This window comes from Citricoccus nitrophenolicus, assembly GCF_047305825.1.
Taxonomy (GTDB): domain Bacteria; phylum Actinomycetota; class Actinomycetes; order Actinomycetales; family Micrococcaceae; genus Citricoccus; species Citricoccus nitrophenolicus.
Window position 1 is genome coordinate 267,539 of the sequence record NZ_CP063070.1, and the last position, 17,777, is coordinate 285,315.

Annotated in this window: 15 protein-coding genes, 1 tRNA gene and 1 pseudogene; 11 read left to right on the forward strand and 6 right to left on the reverse strand. The window is 70.1% G+C overall.

Going from position 1 to position 17,777, the window contains the following annotated elements; translation table 11 throughout:
• Positions 1-2: 2 nt before the first annotated feature.
• From IMT31_RS01290 to IMT31_RS01305, 4 genes are all read right to left on the reverse strand, one after another.
• Positions 3-1,244, reverse strand: coding sequence for a glycosyltransferase (locus IMT31_RS01290; RefSeq protein WP_413543501.1), 1,242 nt, complete (start codon positions 1,242-1,244; stop codon positions 3-5).
• Positions 1,241-3,442 carry a 4-alpha-glucanotransferase gene (gene malQ / locus IMT31_RS01295; RefSeq protein ID WP_413543502.1) on the reverse strand — a complete coding sequence of 734 codons (2,202 nt, stop codon included), beginning with the start codon at positions 3,440-3,442 and terminating at the stop codon, positions 1,241-1,243. The genes IMT31_RS01290 and malQ overlap by 4 nt, the downstream gene beginning before the upstream one ends.
• 105 nt (positions 3,443-3,547) lie before the next feature.
• Positions 3,548-4,453, reverse strand: a complete 906-nt coding sequence (locus tag IMT31_RS01300) for a hypothetical protein (protein WP_345361350.1) — start codon at positions 4,451-4,453, stop codon at positions 3,548-3,550.
• A 201-nt stretch (positions 4,454-4,654) separates the two neighbouring features.
• Positions 4,655-4,738 (reverse strand) — tRNA-Leu (locus IMT31_RS01305).
• A 186-nt stretch (positions 4,739-4,924) separates the two neighbouring features.
• On the opposite strand from IMT31_RS01305, the gene IMT31_RS01310 reads away from it, so the two are divergent.
• The 3 genes and pseudogenes from IMT31_RS01310 to IMT31_RS01320 all read left to right on the forward strand — a co-directional run bounded on the left by IMT31_RS01310 (position 4,925) and on the right by IMT31_RS01320 (position 7,449).
• On the forward strand, positions 4,925-6,259 hold the full coding sequence (locus IMT31_RS01310) for a M20/M25/M40 family metallo-hydrolase (RefSeq protein WP_413543503.1): 1,335 nt from the start codon (positions 4,925-4,927) through the stop codon (positions 6,257-6,259).
• 12 nt (positions 6,260-6,271) lie between these two features.
• Positions 6,272-6,460, forward strand: a pseudogene (locus tag IMT31_RS01315) (acyl-CoA dehydrogenase); the annotation flags it as partial.
• Between the two features lie 182 nt (positions 6,461-6,642).
• Positions 6,643-7,449, forward strand: coding sequence for an acyl-CoA dehydrogenase family protein (locus IMT31_RS01320; protein WP_413543504.1), 807 nt, complete (start codon positions 6,643-6,645; stop codon positions 7,447-7,449).
• On the opposite strand, the gene IMT31_RS01325 is transcribed toward IMT31_RS01320, so the two are convergent.
• Complete coding sequence (locus tag IMT31_RS01325) at positions 7,412-7,654, reverse strand: DUF5703 family protein (RefSeq protein ID WP_345361341.1); 243 nt, start codon at positions 7,652-7,654, stop codon at positions 7,412-7,414. The genes IMT31_RS01320 and IMT31_RS01325 overlap by 38 nt on opposite strands.
• Positions 7,655-7,726: 72 nt before the next feature.
• Between IMT31_RS01325 and IMT31_RS01330 the strand changes: the two genes are divergently transcribed.
• The 3 genes from IMT31_RS01330 to mshC all read left to right on the forward strand — a co-directional run bounded on the left by IMT31_RS01330 (position 7,727) and on the right by mshC (position 10,215).
• The gene (locus IMT31_RS01330; RefSeq protein WP_413543505.1) at positions 7,727-8,023 is read left to right on the forward strand and encodes a hypothetical protein; all 297 of its coding nucleotides are present in this window, start codon (positions 7,727-7,729) and stop codon (positions 8,021-8,023) included.
• Positions 8,024-8,095: 72 nt separating this feature from the next.
• Positions 8,096-8,929: an undecaprenyl-diphosphate phosphatase gene (locus tag IMT31_RS01335; RefSeq protein ID WP_413543506.1), complete on the forward strand. Its 834-nt coding sequence runs from the start codon at positions 8,096-8,098 to the stop codon at positions 8,927-8,929.
• Positions 8,929-10,215, forward strand: coding sequence for a cysteine--1-D-myo-inosityl 2-amino-2-deoxy-alpha-D-glucopyranoside ligase (mshC, locus tag IMT31_RS01340; protein WP_413543507.1), 1,287 nt, complete (start codon positions 8,929-8,931; stop codon positions 10,213-10,215). Before IMT31_RS01335 ends, mshC begins: the two co-directional genes overlap by 1 nt.
• Before the next feature lie 29 nt (positions 10,216-10,244).
• On the opposite strand, the gene IMT31_RS01345 is transcribed toward mshC, so the two are convergent.
• Positions 10,245-11,132, reverse strand: coding sequence for a PAC2 family protein (locus tag IMT31_RS01345; RefSeq protein WP_413543508.1), 888 nt, complete (start codon positions 11,130-11,132; stop codon positions 10,245-10,247).
• Positions 11,133-11,222: 90 nt separating this feature from the next.
• On the opposite strand from IMT31_RS01345, the gene IMT31_RS01350 reads away from it, so the two are divergent.
• From IMT31_RS01350 to dop, 5 genes are all read left to right on the forward strand, one after another.
• Positions 11,223-11,993: an HAD family hydrolase gene (locus IMT31_RS01350; protein WP_413543509.1), complete on the forward strand. Its 771-nt coding sequence runs from the start codon at positions 11,223-11,225 to the stop codon at positions 11,991-11,993.
• Positions 11,990-13,129, forward strand: coding sequence for a site-2 protease family protein (locus IMT31_RS01355; RefSeq protein ID WP_413543510.1), 1,140 nt, complete (start codon positions 11,990-11,992; stop codon positions 13,127-13,129). The genes IMT31_RS01350 and IMT31_RS01355 overlap by 4 nt, the downstream gene beginning before the upstream one ends.
• 64 nt (positions 13,130-13,193) lie before the next feature.
• On the forward strand, positions 13,194-14,267 hold the full coding sequence (locus IMT31_RS01360; protein ID WP_413543511.1) for a tRNA (adenine-N1)-methyltransferase: 1,074 nt from the start codon (positions 13,194-13,196) through the stop codon (positions 14,265-14,267).
• 63 nt (positions 14,268-14,330) lie between these two features.
• A complete protein-coding gene (gene arc, locus IMT31_RS01365; protein WP_413543512.1) occupies positions 14,331-16,028 on the forward strand; it encodes a proteasome ATPase in 1,698 nt (565 codons plus the stop codon).
• Between the two features lie 122 nt (positions 16,029-16,150).
• Entirely contained in the window at positions 16,151-17,722 is a 1,572-nt protein-coding gene (gene dop / locus IMT31_RS01370; RefSeq protein ID WP_378109335.1) for a depupylase/deamidase Dop, read from the forward strand.
• Positions 17,723-17,777: the final 55 nt, after the last annotated feature.

Sequence of the window (17,777 nt, forward strand, 5' to 3'; positions counted from 1 at the left end):
CCTCAGAGCCTCTCATAGGCGTCCGAGATGCGGGCGGCCATGGCCTCCCAGCCGAACTCATGGGCCCGGCGTGCAGCCGCCGGGCCCATCCGCCGCCACGCCGGCAGGTCCGCGGCGATCCGCTCCAGCTCCACGGCCCAGGTCTGCGGGTCGAGTCCATCCACGAGACGTCCCGTCCGACCGTCGAGCACGGCGTAGGTCAACCCTCCCACCCGGTGGGCCATCACCGGGGTGCCACAGGCCTGGGCCTCCAGGGCGACCAGCCCGAAGGACTCCGAGAAGCTCGGCACCACCACCACGTCCGCAGCCCGGTACATCTCGGCCAGGGCTTCGGCCGAGACCGCCCCGGAGACCGTGCACCGTTCGCCGAGCCCCGACTGCTCCCGCAGGCGCGCCAGGTCCAGGCCATCCGAGCCCGAGCGCGCACCGGTGAGATGCAGGCTGAGCCCCCGGCCGCCGTCGTCCCTGCCGTGGGCGAGACCGGCCGCCCGGATGGCCACCTGCGGACCCTTGTGCCCCTGGATCCGTCCGGCGAAGAGCACCCTGACGCCCTCCGGGTGACCCGGCCACCGGCGCGGCCCGACCGGGTTGAACACGGCGGTGTCCACACCCGGAGGCACCACCGCGATGCGATCTGGCTCCGCACCGTAGTGATCGATCAGCTCATCCCGCTCGGCAGGCGTGTTGGCCACCAGCAGGTCCGACGCGCCGGCGATCTGTTGCTCGGCGGCCTCCCGAGCCTCGGGCTCGGTGGACCGCTCGTCGCGGGCGTTCTTGACCGCGGCCATGGTGTGCATGGTGTGGACGATCGGAGCCCTGAGGTCCGCGGCCACGGACAACCCGGCCAGCCCCGAGAGCCAGTAGTGCGAATGGACCACCCAGCGGCAGTCATCCCCGCGACAGCCTCCCGCCGCGCTCAGTGCGGCGGGTGCGGCGGCGGCGAACTCATCCACCCAGCGCGGCAATTCCTCCTTGGGGACGGCGGCGGCGGGACCGGCGTTCACGGGGACCACCCGGGCCCGGGCTGCCCCGGGGACGTCCGGCACCGGGAGGTCCCGGACCCGCTGATCCGCCTCATCCCGGCGCGTCAGGACCCACACGGGGTGCCCGCCGGTGGCCAGCGTGACGGCAAGCTGGCGCACGTAGACGTTCATGCCGCCGGCATCACCCTGTCCGGGTTGTGCCAGGGGCGAGGTGTGGAGGGACACCATGACCACACCCAGGGATCCAGGCGACTGCGTCACGGTGCCGCGGTCTCCGTCTGCTCGGGGGAGCCGGCGTCCAGTTCATGGTCCACCGCGTCGAGCAGCCGGGCGAACCCCGGGACGGCGTCCAGGTCATCGATCAGCACCGGACGGCCCTCGGCATCGGCCAGTGGAACCTCCCAGTTGGGGTACTCGTGCTGGCGGGTTCCCGGCTGGTTCTGAATGCGCAGCTCACCCACGGCGTCCACCAGGGCCACGCACTGCAGCAGGGAGGGAGCCTGCGCCAGGTATCGGTGCAGCGCCAGCACGACGTCGGCCCGTTCGGCCGGGACAGAAAGGTCAGGTTCCGGGCCGGAGCGGTAGAAGCCCGCGTCCTGCAGGGCTCCGAGGTAGGCCCGGCGCTCCTCGTCGGCCCGCTGCCGCTCGGCCGCGGGATCATCCAGCAACCCGAGCCGCTCCCTCAGGTCCACGTGGAGTCCGGTGAGATATCCGGCGGTCGGCGGCAGATCATGCGTGTTGACGGAGGTCAGGCACTGCCGACGGTACTCCTGCGGGGGCCGCGGGCCGCCGTCGTCCTGCTCGAACCACAGGATGGAGGTGCCGAGCAGGCCGCGCTGGGCCAGGTAGTCCTGGACCCACGGCTCGAAGGTCCCCAGGTCCTCGCCGACCACGACGGCCCCGGCTCGGTGCGCCTCCAGCGCGAGGATGCCGATCATCGCCTCATGGTCGTACTCCACATAGGCACCATGGACGGGGGACTGGCCCACCGGCACCCACCACAGCCGGAACAGCCCGAGGATGTGGTCCACCCGCAGGCCGCCGGCCCGGCGCAGCACGGATCGGAGCATGTCCCGGTACGCCCGGTAACCGGTCTCCGCGAGGCGTTCCGGATGCCATGGGGACTGGGACCAGTCCTGCCCCATCTGGTTGTACATGTCCGGGGGCGCCCCCACGGACATCGAGGGCACCAGCAGGTCCTGCAGCATCCAGGCGTCCGCGTTGTTCCGGTCCGCCCCCACGGCCAGGTCCTGCAGGAGTCCGAGCCGCATCCCGGCCCGGCGGGCGGTGGCCTGGGCCTCGGCCAGCTGCTCGTCACACAACCACTGCATCCACCGGTGGAGCTCGATCTCATCCGCCAGCTCCCTGCGGTACTGCTCCGCGAGGGCACCGCCCGGCACCAGCGCCGGGTCCTGCCACGCCGGATCGTCGGCCGGCAACCGCGTACGCAGGGCGCACCACAGGGCGAAGTCCTCCAGGCCCTGGCCCTCGCCCTGCCGGTAATCGCGGTAGGACTCCTCCCGCTCGGGGGAGCGGGGGAGGAGGTGGAGCCAGCGCAGCGCCGTCAGCTTGTCCGCGTACGCGGCATCGCGGTCCAGGGAGTCCGCCACGGTGTTCTCGGCCCGCCGGCGGACGGCCAGCTCATCCACCCTGGCCCGCATGGCCGGCTCGGCCTCGGCGTACTCGGGCAGGTCCTCGATGCGCAGGTACATGGGGTGGGTGAACCGGCGGGTGGAGGGGGAGTAGGGGGAGGAGACCACCGGCGGCTGCGGGGCGGAGGCGTGCAGAGGATTGGACAGCACGAAGTCACCGCCGTGGGCAGCGGTCTGCACGGCCAGGTCCGCCAGGTCATGCAGGTCTCCCAGACCCCAGGATGCGGAGGAACGGACCGAGTACAGCTGGGCGGAGAGGCCCCAGCCGCGGTGGCGGTGGAATGGCTCGTCAGTGTCCAGCCGGTCCGGGACCACCACCAGGGTGGCCTCCACCAGACGCTCGCCGTCCAAGGGCACCTCCGCCATCCGGGCCCGGAGCAGGTGCCAACCCAGTGGCAGGTCCTGCGGCAGCCGGAAGGTGGCCTGGCCCACCAGCTCGCCCGAGACCTCCTGGGGTTCCGTGAAGTCCTCGAGCTGCTCCAGCGCGATCTCGCTCCCGTCCTCCAGCAGCACGTCCACGGTGACAGGACTACCGTGGGGGACGTGCACCTGGAGGGAAGTTCCAGCCCCGGCGCGGCACACGGTGGTGTGGGGCAGCACCCGGCGCCACGGGGCCAGCCTGCGGTGTTCGAGCGCCGATTCCAGTCCGGCCAGACCGTCCGGGTCCACGGGGCAGCCCAGGGCCGTCAGGACCGCAGCCAGTGTGTGGCCGGAGACCTCCCGCTCGAGGCCGTCCTGGCCCTGATAGGACGTCTGGATGCCATAGGCGTGAGCCAGCCGGTGGAGCACGTCTCGGGCTTCGGTCATGACAGAGGGGCCTCTTTCGCATCCGGATGTCTGCCGGGACACCGGTCACGGTGTCCCACTGCAGTCCCGATTATGGCAGGCCAGGGGCCGGGAGCCGATGACGGGTCAGCCGAGGGTCATCCCGGGCGGCAGGCAGGCCAGTTGACGTTCGGAGAGTCCAGACCGGATGGCACGCAGATGGTCCGGGGTGAAGTCCGGCGCCTGCTCGGTCTTCAGGGGCGTGCGTGAGGACCATGTGAACGTCACCGAGAGCCGGTCTCGGGCCACCGGGGGCGTGGCCCGGTGCAACAGCCTGCAGTTGTCCGCCACCACCGCCGTCCACTGGGGCCCCGTGGCCGTGGTCACCGATCCCGGCGCGACCATCCTGATCACCTTGGTGTCCTCCACGAAACCGGCCACGTAGTGGAGCCTCTCCACCGCGTAGAGGGTCTCGGCCAGTGGCACGAAGGCATAGGGTCCGCCCTGCTCGTCCACGTCGTTGAGCCACACCAGGATCTTGACGGTGCGCCGGTCCTCCGCGTCCCGATGCCACTGGCGAACCCCCACGGTCTGGCTGTTGGCGACCTCACGGCGGACATCGGCGCCGTAGTACCGGGCCGGCACGCCCAGGTAGTTCTCCACGATGTCCAGTAGCCGGTCCTGCAGACCCCACTGCCACAGGGACAGATCGGCCAGCAACGCATCCAGCGAGGGCCGCACCGTGCTCTGCCCGCCCGGGGGAGCGGACGCCAGAGGACCCGCCACCCGGTCCAGTGCGGCCTTCAGCGCGTGTGTGGTGGGGATGACCAGGTCATCCAGGGGGCCGATGCAGACGCCGTCCCGCTGCAGCGTCGAGACCAGGGCCGCCTGATCGGCATCCAGCGCCGGCAGGTGGGGGGCCCACTTGCGGCGGCGCTCCTCATGCCTGCCCTCGGCCGCCCAGCGCAGTGGCGTCACGTTGGTCAGAATCTCTCGTTTGACCCGGTTGGCGAGCCGCGCGAAAGGACTCGTCACGGCCTCGGCAGTGATCATGGACCGTACGTTAGACCCGGGGTCCGGCGGAGACGAGGGCCGAATCCGCTGTCAGGTGGTGGTGGGGTACTTCCGCGGCCACCACCGGGCAGATCCACGTAGGCGGGGCGGGCACGGACCGGATGGGGCGGCCCGAGGGCCGACATGAGATCGGCTCCCGGCAGTGGAACTCGTCCACCGGCCGGGAGCCGATCCAATCTGTGCGCGGAGGGGGACTTGAACCCCCACGCCCTTGCGGGCACAGCGACCTCAACGCTGCGCGTCTGCCAATTCCGCCACCCGCGCGCACATTCACTTTTCCACTCCCTCGAAAGGCAGCGCTGACAATCCTAACACCCTTTTCGGTCCCCGCTGCACACCCCCGACTACACCGTTCTGGGTCTTCGTCCACGACACCGTCCACGACACCGTCCACGACACCGGCCACGACACCGGCCAGCGCCCGGTGGGCCATCTGACTAGGGTGGCACCATGAGCATCTCTCCCCGTGACCCCGCAACCGAGGCCATCGAGCCGTTCGAGGACGAGGTCGTCCGCGTCTGCCGGGACCTGATCCGGATCGACACCTCCAATTTCGGCGGCAACGACTCCCGTGGGGAGCGCGAGGCCGCCGAGTACTGTGCCGAGCTGATGCGCGGGGCCGGGATGGAGCCGCACATCTACGAATCCTCCCCGGGCCGGGCCAGCGTGGTGGGCCGGGTGGCCGGCTGGGACCGGGAGGCCCCGGCCCTCATCCTCCATGGACACCTCGACGTGGTCCCGGCCGACGCCGCCGAATGGAGCGTGGACCCGTTCTCCGCCGAGTTGAGGGACGGCATGATCTGGGGCCGCGGGGCCGTGGACATGAAGGGCATGGATGCCATGATCCTGACCGTCCTGGCACATCTGCACCGTGCCGGACGGCGGCCGCGGCGTGACCTGATCATCGCCTTCTTCTCTGATGAGGAGGCCGGCGGCGTCTACGGCGCCCGTTGGATGGTGGACGAACACCCGGAGGTCTTCGCGGGTGCCACCGAGGCCATCAGCGAGGTCGGCGGATTCTCCACCGACCTTCGCGGTCAGCGGGCCTATCTGCTCCAGACGGCCGAGAAGGGCCTGGCCTGGCTGAACCTCACCTCCACCGGTGCCCCCGGCCACGGTTCCGCCGTGCACCCGGACAATGCCGTGACGCGGCTGTCCGGGGCGATCCAGCGCATCGGCGCCCACAGCTGGCCCCTGACCTATACGAAGACCACCCGCTCCCTGCTGGAGCAGGTGGCCGAGATCTGCGGGGTGGCGTTCGATGAGACGGACCCCACGCCGCAGCTCGAGGCCCTGGGCTCGGCGGCCCGCTTCGTGGGGTCCACCCTGCGCAACAGCACGAACCCCACCGGGCTGACCGCCGGCTACAAGCACAACGTGATCCCGGGCCGCGCCGAGGCCACCCTGGACGTCCGCTTCCTGCCCGGCGAGGAGGAGGACGTCATGTCCACCCTCCGGGAGCTGGCGGGGGAGGGCGTGGACTTCAGCCACGAGCACCGAGACATCTCCCTGGAGGTGCCCTTCTCCGGAGGCCTCGTGGACCTGATGATCGAGTCCATCCAGGCCGAGGACCCCGGCGCCCCCGTGCTGCCGTTCATGATGTCCGGCGGAACGGACAACAAGTCCCTGTCCCGGCTCGGCATCGCCGGGTACGGCTTCGCCCCGTTGCAGCTTCCTGCCGACCTCGACTTCACGGGGCTGTTCCACGGGATCGACGAGCGCGTCCCGGTGTCCGCCCTCGACTTCGGTTGCCGGGTCCTGCACCGGCTGCTCGAGACCCACTAGGAGGAACGCCGCATGATCGACCCGAATGCCGTGCTGACGCCCGAGCTGCTGGACGGTATCCGCCTGCGGGCCGCGGGCTACGACGAGGCCAACACCTTCCCCCACGAGGACCTGCGCCTGCTTCGGGACGCCGGCTACCTGGGTGCCCTCGCGCCCACGGCGGAGGGCGGGCTCGGCTGGGACATGCCGGCCGTCGTCGCCGCCCAGCGGCTGCTGGCCCGGCATGCCCCCGCCACCGGCCTCGCCGTGAACATGCACCTGATCTGGAACGGCGTGGCCCACATCCTGCGCCAGCAGGGGGACGGCTCACTGGACTTCGTCCACCGGGAGTCCGCGGCGGGGAGGTCTTCGCCTTCGGCATCTCCGAGGCCGGCAATGACGCGGTGCTCTTCGACTCGGACACGGTGGCCGAACCCCTGGCCGATGGCTCCTACCGGTTCACCGGCACCAAGATCTTCACCACCCTCTCGCCGGTGTGGACCCGGCTCGGGATCTTCGGGAAGACGCCCGACGGCGGCCGGCTGGTCTTCGGCTTCCTGGACCGTTCCGCAGCAGGCTGGGAGGCCGACGCCTCCTCGTGGGACATGCTCGGCATGCGCGCCACCCACTCCCACACCACGCGGCTGACCGGCGCGGTGATCCCGGCCGAGCGGATCGTGCGGCAGATCCCCGCGGGTCCGAACGCCGACCCGCTGACGTTCGGCATCTTCGCGTCTTTCCTGACCCTCGTGGCCGCTGTCTACACCGGGGTGGGGGACCGCGCCCTGGAGCTGGCGGTGCAGCACCTGGGCCGCCGCCGTTCCAAGGTCTCCGGCGAGGCCCTCTCACAGGACCCGGTCCTGCGCTACAAGGCGGCGGAGGCCTCCCTGCGCCAACTGACGATGGACACGCAGCTGCGTTCGGTGGCCATGGACATCGAGGCGGGAACGGATCTGGGCGATGAGTGGTTCCCGCGGCTGGTGGCCAACAAGACGATGGCCGTCCGCACTGCCAAGGCACAGGCCGACTTCGCCCTCGAGGCCTCGGGCGGCGCGTCCTACCACCGTGGGAACGAGCTCTCCCGGATCTACCGCGATGTCATGGCCGGGGTGTTCCACCCCTCGGACGATGAGTCGGCACACCAGACCCTGGCGAATGCCCTGCTGGGGCCGATCAGGCCGTCAGCGCGAGGGTGGACCTCACCCGCATGATCCGGCGGCGCATCCAGTACCGGCGGGCACCGCCACGGTAGAGCACGGTGCGCTGCAGTTCCCACTTGCCGTACTCGGCGTGCTCCACCACTCGCCGACGGGCCTCCGCCACCGAGTCCCCCGGTGCCACGGTCATCACGAGGTACTCCCAGTTCTGGCGCTTCTCCAGCGAGTCGAGCCCGCTGGTGTTCTCCTGTTCGCGCATGCGTCTCCCTGCAGGTCAGCCTTTGAAAGGAAACCCTATGCCAGAGCCGGAGAAAGCGGCTACCGTGTTGGCATGAGCATCGATCCCCGTGTGGCCCTGGAGGCCTTGGTTTCCGCATTCGAAGAACATCTCGCGGCCGCCAGCGGCAAGCGAGATGATGATGACCCGGCGGTGGAGTCGGCGTTCTTCCGCGTGGCCGACTCGTTCGAGGCCTACGAGGACGCCCTGTATGCCGCCACCGGCGAGTTCACCCCTCTCGACGTCTATGACGACGACGATGAGGATGACGGCGATGAGGATGACGGCGACGGCGATTCGGACAGCGACCGCGATGACGATGGTGAGGACGGTCTCGAACCCCGCGGATAGCGGGACCGGTGGCACCTCAGGGGCGGGTCGCGGCGCGGGGAAGGCCCTGTCCGTGACGTAGGGTTCTCTGATGTGAACTGGTTAGAAGCGATCATCCTGGGCCTTGTTCAGGGCCTGACGGAATTCCTCCCCATCTCCTCCTCGGCACACCTGCGCATCGTCGGGGAGTTGCTGCCGGGGGCGTCGGATCCGGGAGCCGCCTTCACCGCCATCACCCAGATCGGTACTGAGCTGGCGGTGTTGCTCTTCTTCTGGAAGGACATCGTCCGCATCATCTCCCGGTGGTTCGGATCACTGTTCGGCAAGGTCGAGCGCAAGGACCCCGACGCCCGGATGGGCTGGTTCATCATCATCGGCTCCATCCCGATCGCGGTGGCCGGACTGCTCTTCGAGGAGTCCATCGACACCTCGTTCCGGTCCCTGTGGATCGTGGCCACCATGCTGATCGTGTTCGGCCTCCTGCTGGCCGTGGCCGATTCGCTCGGAAAGCAGGCCAAACCGCTGGAGAAGCTGACCCTGCGGGACGGCATCCTCTACGGCCTGGCCCAGATGATGGCCCTGATCCCGGGCGTCTCGCGCTCCGGCGGCACCATCACCATGGGCCTGGCGCTGGGCTACACGCGAGAGGCGGCCGCTCGCTACGCGTTCCTGCTGGCCGTTCCCGCCGTCTTCGCCTCCGGCTTCTACAAGCTGTTCAAGGCCCTGTCCGATCCGAGCCAGTCTGCGGCCTACGGTATGGGGGAGACGGCCGTGGCAACCATCGTGGCCTTCGTGATCGGCTACCTGGTGATCGGATGGCTCATGCGGTTCATCACGACCAACTCGTTCAAGCCGTTCGTCTGGTATCGCATCGGACTCGGCCTCCTGCTCTACATCCTGCTCGGCTTCGGAGTGATCAACGCCTGATGGAATCCTGGAACACCGCCCTGCCTGCACGGCTGCCCGTCCAGCCAGACCGACTCAAGCTCTATGACACCGCCTCCCAGTCGGTCCGCCACCCGGGGAACCTGGCCGAGGCCTCGCTCTACGTCTGCGGCATCACCCCCTATGACGCCACCCACCTGGGACACGCCAACACCTACGTCACCTTCGACCTGCTGGGACGCTACTGGCGGGCCTGCGGCCTGCCGGTCACCTACGTCCAGAACGTCACGGACGTGGACGATCCGCTGCTGGAGCGGGCCACCGCCACGGGCGTGGACTGGCGGGACCTCGCGGCCGATCAGACCGAACTGTTCCGCTCGGACATGGAGGCCCTCAACGTGCTCGCCCCGGATCACTTCGTCGGGGCCACCGAGACCGTGGACTGGGTGGTGGAGTCAGTGGAGGCCCTCGTGGCCAACGGCACCGCCTACGCCGTCCCGGGGGAGGACGGCGGACCGGACGGCGACATCTATTTCTCCATCGATGCCGCCGAGGCCGCCACGCACTGGACCCTGGGCAGCGTCGGTCGCCTCAGCGCCGAGGACATGGCCGCGGTGTTCCCGGACCGCGGCGGCGATCCCGATCGGCCCGGCAAGCGGCATCCGCTGGACCCACTGCTCTGGCGGGTGGCCCGACCCGGCGAGCCGACGTGGGACGGCCGTTCCCTCGGGACCGGACGGCCGGGCTGGCATATCGAGTGCTCAGCGATCGCCCGCCGACTGCTCCCTGCGCCCTTCACCGTTCAGGGCGGTGGCTCGGACCTGCGCTTCCCACACCATGAGTTCAGCGCCGCCCACGCCACGGCGGCCGATGGGCAGCCCCTGGCCCAGGCCTTCGTCCACGCCGGGATGGTGGGACTGGACGGAGAGAAGATGTCCAAGTCCCTGGGGAATCTGGTCCTTGTCTCGAGGCTGCGGAGCCAGGGGATCGAGCCGGTGGCCATCCGCACCGCCTTGCTTGCCAACCACTACCGGAACGATTGGGAGTGGACCCAGGACCTGTTGAACCGGTCCGTGGACCGGGTGGCCCGGTGGCGCAGTGCACTGGAGCTCGAGGAGCCCTCTGACGGTTCCACCCTGCTGGCCGCGGCCCACCGCGCCCTGTCCCATGATCTGGACGCCCCGTCCGCGCTCGTGGAGGTGGACCGATGGGCCGATGAGGCACTGGCCCGGGGGACGGCCCGGAGGACGCGGACGCCGTCCGAGACCGACCGCGACCGGCCGGACGTGCGCACCGCCGTCAGCGGTCTGCTGGGCCTGAACCTCTAGGACGGCCCCATAGCCGGGAACCGGCAGTACTAGTCTCGTCCGCGGCGCCGCAGGTACCGCTCGAACTCCTGGGCGATGGCCTCACCGGTGGCCTCGGGCAGTTCCTCGGCGTCCCGGGCCTGTTCCAGCTGTTCCACGTAGGCGGCGACATCCGGGTCCTCCCTGGCCAGCTCGTTCACGCCACGCTCCCAGGCCTCGGCGTCCTCGGCGAGGGCCGTGAGGTCCAGCGGGATCTGCAGGAGGTCCTCGACCCGGCGCAACAGGGCGAACTCCGCCTTCGGGGACGGCGCCTGGGAGACATAGTGCGGGACGGTGGCCCATACGGAGACGGTCGGCAGTCCGGAGCGTGCCGCTGTGTCCGTGACCACGCCGACGATCCCGGTCGGCCCTTCATAGGTGGGCCGGCGGGCCCCGAGGATCTCCCGCAGCTCAGGGTCTGCCGTGGCCGGGGAGGCCGGTAGGGGACGCGTGTGCGGGACGTCTGCCAGCAGGGCGCCCAGCATGATGACGGCGTCCACGTTCTGCTCGGCTGCGTGGGTCAGCAGCTCCGCCGTGAAGGCCTGCCACCGATAGCTCGGCTCGGCCCCGGACACAAGGATCACGTCCAGGCCCTCAAGGTCCACGGCGCGGTACATCCGCGTCCGGGGCCATGACAGTGTCCCCAGCCCATCGGCATCCCGCACCACCGTGGGACGGGTGAACTGGTAGTCGTAGTAGTCCCCGTCCGTGAGGGACCCCGCCGCCGAGGCACGCCACTGATGACGCAAGGCGTCGACCGCGCTGGTCGCCGCGTCCCCGGCGTCATTCCACCCCTCGAACGCGGCGATCATGACCACCGGCCGGCGGCCTGAGACCGTCCCGACCAGATGATCACGCCATCCCGCCGGGACAGCCGGGGTTCCGTCCATCTGTGCCATGACTGCCACCCTAGACCTGTCCGAGAGGCCCGTGCCAGACGCGCGGGGGGATGACCGGGCGCAGCCGCATCCCCCACTAGACTGGGGACCATGCCCCTGCGATCCGACTCCGGCGTGCCCCGCCCCCACGAGCTCTCCGGACCCACCACCGCAGTGGACACGGCGCCCTCACGTAGCGAGGGCCCCCTGCCGGCGGCGGTCTTCTGGGACATGGACGGCACGTTGGTGGACACCGAGCCGCTGTGGAACGAGAGCCAGCGTGCCCTGGTGGAGCAGGACGGTGGGACATGGACCACCCAGTTGGCCCATTCCCTCGTGGGCCAGGCCCTGGACCACGGCGCGCGCCTGTTGCAGGACGCCGGGGTCACCCTGGGCGTGGGGGAGATCATCGAGCTGACGATGACCGACGTGGCTCGCGCCGTCCGCCGATCCGTCCCCTGGCGACCGGGTGCTCGTGAGATGCTCGCTGCCCTGCGTCAGGACGAGGTGCCGTGCGCCCTCGTCACCATGTCACACGCCCCGCTCGCGACGGTGTTCGCCGAGTCCCTGCCCGCGGGCACCCTCGAGTTCCTGGTCACGGGTGACATGGTGCTTCACGGAAAGCCGGACCCCGAGCCCTACACGACCGCGCTAGACGTCATGGCCCGCCGGCACGTGGGACTGGATTCGGCCTCCTGCGTGGCGGTCGAGGACTCCCTGCCCGGTCTGCGATCAGCGGCCGGGGCAGGGTTGGCCACGGTGGCCATCCCTCATGTCATGCCCCTGCCGGCGGACCCCCGGTGGGAGGAGTGGGTCACCCTGGCCGGGCGCACTCCACGCCATCTGGGCCTGGTGGCCGCCCGCCGCTCGGCGGCCACGTGAGCCACGGCCCCCTCGAGGCCGAGGCCCCACGCCGCGGCATGCTCCGACTGGGCCGCCTGATCGGCGTTCCCCTCTACCTGTCCTGGAACTGGTCCCTCATCGCGCTCTTCGTGGTGGTGCTGTTCGGACCGCAGGTCCAACGGCTGTTCCCCGAGCTGGGCGCCGGCGCCTACGGCGTCGCGTTCCTGTACGCGGTGCTGCTGCTGCTCTCCGTGCTCGTCCATGAACTGGCCCACGCCGCCAGTGCCAAGGCCTTCCGCTGGCCCACCACGGAGATCGTCCTGAACCTCTGGGGCGGGCACACCCAGTTCGGCACCTTCCAGGCCACCCCGGGCCGCTCACTCGTCACCGCCCTGGCCGGTCCGGCCGCGAACGTGCTGCTGGCCCTGGGCGGGCAGCTGCTGATGACCCAGGTGGACCCGGGAGGAGTCGGCAGCCTGCTGCTGGGCATCTTCACCTACGCGAACTGGCTGGTGGCGATCTTCAACGCCTTGCCGGGTCTGCCACTCGACGGTGGCCGGATGGTCGAGTCCGCCGTCTGGGCGGTCACGGGTGACCAGGACAAGGGCACCCTTGCCGCGGGGTGGGCGGGACGGGTCATCGTGCTGGCTCTCATCGCCGGCGTGGTGCTGGTGCCCCTGCTGCAGGGACGGCCTCCGGACATCCCGCTCATCGTCATCCTCGTGATGGTCGGATACTTCCTCTGGAGCGGTGCCACAGAGTCCATCCGTGGCGCCCAGCTGCGCCTGCGGGTGCCGTCGCTGACGGCTGCGCAATTGATGCTCCCCGCCATCGGCTTGGCCAACACGGCCACCGTGGCCGAGGTCCGGAACCGGCCCATCGGCACGCTGGCCGTGCTCGTGGGCCCCCATGGGGTCCCCGAGGCCATCGTGGACGAATCGGCCCTGGCCGGCGTCTCAGACCAGGACGCGGATTCCGTGCCGGCCGCGGCCGCGGCCCGCGCCCTGACCCACGGGGCCCTGGTCCGAGCCTCCGACGCGGGCCGCCCCCTGGTGGACCGGCTCGCCGCGGTGGAGGGCTCCGAATACGCTGTACTGGCACCGGACGGCACCGTGTGCGGCGTGCTCCGCCAGCCGGACGTGGTCGAGTGGCTGACCACTGGCCGCCGGCGCTGATCCCCACCCACCGCAGGACCCGCAGGACCCACAGGACCCACAGGACTAGGAGAACTCCCCACGCATGAGCGAATCCCCGATCGAGAACCCCTGCGATGAAGACTCGGCGCGTCACGCTCCGACCGGAGCCGGCGAACGCCGGGGCCCGCTGCGCCCCGGCCAGCGCGTCCAGCTCAAGGACGCCAAGGGCCGGTTGAACACGGTCACTCTGACCGAGGGAGGCCAGTTCCACAGCTATCAAGGGGTCCTGCACCACGACGACCTGATCGGCGGACCGGATGGGGTCGTGGTGTCCAACTCCGCCGGTCACGACTACCAGGTCCTGCGGCCGCTCCTGAGTGACTTCGTGCTGTCCATGCCTCGCGGGGCCACGGTCGTCTACCCGAAGGACGCCGGACAGATCGTCCAGATGGCGGATGTCTTCCCGGGTGCCACCGTGGTGGAGGCCGGAGTCGGCTCCGGGGGGCTGTCCATCTCCTTGCTGCGCGCGGTGGGGGACTACGGTCAACTGCACTCCTATGAGCGGCGGGAGGAGTTCGCCGACGTGGCCCGTGCCAACGTCCAGACGTTCTTCGGTGGCCAGCACCCGGCCTGGCAGGTTCACCTCGGTGACGCGCAGGACAGGATGAGCCAGGTCCACGAACCCGGCTCGGTGGACCGGGTGGTCCTGGACATGCTCGCCCCCTGGGAATGTCTCGACGCGGTGGCCACGGTGCTGGCTCCCGGCGGAGTCTGGATCAATTACGTGGCCACCGCCACCCAGCTCTCCCGCGTGGCGGAGGCCATTCGCGAGGACGGCCGGTTCACCCAGACCGAGGCTTCGGAGACCATGGTGCGGGGTTGGCACCTCGACGGCCTCGCCGTTCGGCCGGATCACCGCATGGTGGCGCACACCGGCTTCCTCCTGACCTGCCGTCGGCTGGCCACCGGGCAGGAGGCCCTGGCCCTGAAGAAGCGTTCCAAGGTCTCCGAGTTCAAGCCGGTCGACGTGGAGGCCTGGCAACCGGCCGATGAGACCCGCTGGACCCCCCAGGCCCTCGGCGAGCGGCCCGTGACGGACAAGAAGGCCCGCAAGGCGGCTCGGGAGGCGGCGTCCATGGAACAGAGGGGCGCACGGCGGCACCTTGAGGATCTCTGACCTAGGATGGATAAGCAAGGCTGACCTAATGGCACTCCGATCCGGTTGGCCGGAAAGGTCTCCGTGAGCGATTCCACCACCGCAGACTCCGGGCTGACCCGTCAGCTGGAGGCCGCCCGACGGCGCGCCTCCACGCTCGTGGAGAAGAACCGGACCCTCGAGTACCAGCTGGAGACGGCCTCCCGGAACAATCGACGAATGGTCGACCTGCTGGAGCAGACGCGCCAGGAGATCACCACGCTGAAGGCGGCACTCGAGCTCGACGGCGAGGCCCCGTTCTCCTTCGCCACCGTCCTCGAGGTCCATCAGGCCCGCGAGCCCGTGGAGGGCAACGAGATCTCGGCGGCCGTCCAGGGCGGGGTGGACGTGCTGCACAACGGCCGCCGGCTGCGCGTCGCCGTGTCCCCGTTGCTGGACCCCACCCGGATCACGCAGGGAGCCGACGTCCTGCTCAATGATTCCCTCGCGATCATCGCGCTGCTGGAAGCAGAGCGCACAGGCGAGCTGGTCCGTGTCAAGGAGACTCTGGACGAGGGCCTGCTGGTGGTGGTCGGGCGTGGCGACGAGGAGCGCGTGCTGCGCCGCGCCGACCGGCTGGCGGGCCAACGCATCCGCGTCGGCGACGCCGTGACCGTGGATTCGAGGACGGGCCTGGCCCTGGACATCATCCCGCTCAGCGAGGTCCAGGACGTGGTCCTCGAGGAGGTCCCGGACGTCAGCTACGAGGACATCGGCGGACTGGCGGACCAGATCGACCAGATCCGCGACTCCATCGAGCTGCCCTTCCTGCACCCGGGGCTGTATCGGGAGCACGGACTCAAGGCCCCGAAGGGGATCCTGCTCTACGGCCCGCCCGGGACCGGCAAGACCCTCATCGCCAAGGCGGTGGCCTCCTCGCTCGCCGCCCGCTCCACCGAGGAGCACCGCTCGTACTTCCTGAACATCAAGGGGCCGGAGCTGCTGAACAAGTACGTGGGGGAGACGGAACGGCACATCCGCACCATCTTCGCCCGGGCACGGGAGAAGGCCTCGGACGGCTACCCCGTGGTCGTCTTCTTCGACGAGATGGAGTCCCTGTTCCGGACCCGCGGGTCCGGGGTGTCCTCGGACGTGGAGACCACGATCGTCCCCCAGCTGCTCGCCGAGATCGACGGGGTGGAGCGGCTCGACAACGTCATCGTCATCGGCGCCTCCAACCGTGAGGACATGATCGACCCGGCGATCCTGCGGCCGGGCCGCCTCGACGTCAAGATCCGCGTCTCCCGCCCCGACGCCGCCGGCGCGGCGGACATCTTCGCCAAGTACGTGACCGATTCCCTGCCGCTGCACTCCTCCGAGATCGAGCGCCATGGCAGCCGCGGGGCCGCCGTGGCGGCCATGATCTCCGCCGCCACCGAGCGCCTGTTCGCCCGCAGCCCCGAGACCGAGTATCTCGAGGTCACCTACGTGGACGGCTCGACCCGGATCCTGCACTTCGCCGACTTCACCTCCGGCGCCGTCATCGCGAACATCGTGGACCGTGCCAAGAAGCACGCCATCAAGGACTACCTGTCCGCGAAGCCCGGTGGGCCCATGACGGCCCCCGCCGACGCCTCCAAGGGACTGCGCACCGAGCATCTGCTCCACGCGATCGGCGCGGAGTTCGCCGAGCAGGAGGATCTGCCGAACCACGCCTCACCGGAGGAATGGGCCCGCATCTCCGGCCACCGCGGCGGCCGCGTGGCCGGGCTGCGCATGCTCCTGCACCAGGGGTCCCGGTGACGTACGTGCCCCAGGTCCCGTCCGCCGCTGCCCCCGCGTGGCGCGGCCAGCGCGGGCTGGTACCCGACGACGCCACCTTGCCCGCCGGACGGGACACCGCCGGTTGGGGCGTGCACCGGGTCATGGGGCTGGAGACCGAGTATGGCGTGCACGCACCGGCGAACCCGGGGGCCGGCCACTCCGTGCTGTCCGTGGAGGTGGTCAACGCCTATGCGGACCTCGTCACCTCTCGCGGTGGCTCGGTGGCCGGCACCGAGTGGGACTACGGCGAGGAATCGCCCCTGGTGGACGCGCGCGGGTGGACGCTGCCACGCTCTGTGGCCCACCCCACGCAGCTGACGGACCAGCCCCTGACGGATGACGCCGGCCTGCCCGTGCATCTGCTGACGAACCTCGTGCTGCCCAACGGGGCCCGGTTCTACGTGGACCACGCCCACCCCGAGTACTCCTCGCCGGAGACCACGAATCCGTTCGACGCCATGGTCTGGGACCAGGCCGGAGACCTGGTGGCGTTGGCGGCCTCCCAGCGCATCGCCGAGGCCGAAGGTCAACCACAGGTGTTGCTGTACAAGAACAACACCGACAACAAGTCGGTCTCCTACGGTGCACACGAGAACTACCTGGTGGCCCGAGACCTGGACTTCGAGGAGCTTGCGGCGCGGCTGATCCCCTTCTTCGTCGCCCGGCAGGTGGTCTGCGGCGCCGGACGCGTGGGAATGGGCCCCACCGGCCGGGTGCCAGGGTTCCAGATCAGTCAGCGCGCGGACTTCTTCGAGGAGCAGATCGGCCTGGAGACCACCGTGCGCCGCCCCCTCGTCAACACGCGGGACGAGCCGCATGCGGACGCACACCGGTACCGCCGCCTGCACGTGATCATCGGGGATGCCAACCTCTCCCAATACGCCACCTGGTTGCGCTGCGGCATGACAGCGCTGGTGCTGTCCATGATCGAGCTCGGCACCGCACCACAGATCGAGCTTGCGGATCCCGTGGCGGCCCTGCAGACGATCAGCCACGATCCGAGCCTGCAGGCCACCGTGCCCCTGGTGCGTCCCCTCGACAGCACCGGTGCCGCCGGCGCGCGAGTGGTCACCGGCCTGGACCTGCTCGAGGCCTACCTGGTGGCGGCCGAGGCCCATGTGGAGCGGTTCGGCATGTCCGATCCGGCCACCGTGGACGTCCTCACCGCCTGGCGCGAGTCCGTCCAGACCTTGCGGACGGATCCGGCCGCCATGGCCGATCGGCTGGACTGGGTGGCGAAGTACCAACTGCTCTCCGGCTACCGGGATCGACACGGCCTGGACTGGGACCACCCACGCTTGGGCATGATGGACCTCCAGTACGCCGATCTGCGTCCTGACAGGGGCCTCTACCAAGCCCTCCTGCGCCGCGGATCCATCCGCCGGCTGGTGCGGGACGAGGATCTGCGCGACGCCGTCGCCCGGCCGCCGCGGGACACCCGGGCCTGGGTGCGCGGCAGGACCGTGGAGGCCTACGGCCGGCACGTGGTCGGCGCCAGTTGGGACACCCTCCTGGTGCGCAGGGACGGCGAGGGGCCCCTATACCGGTTCCACCAGCGCGAACCCCTGGCCGGCTCCGCCACTCAGATCCCGGGCCTGTTCGACGAGCCCGGCGCGGACGACGCCTATGACCGACTGCTCGAAGCCCTGGCCCACGTGCAGTCCCCACACTGAACCTCACACTGAACCCCGCACCGAACCCCGAGTTCCCAACACCATCCATCTCCTA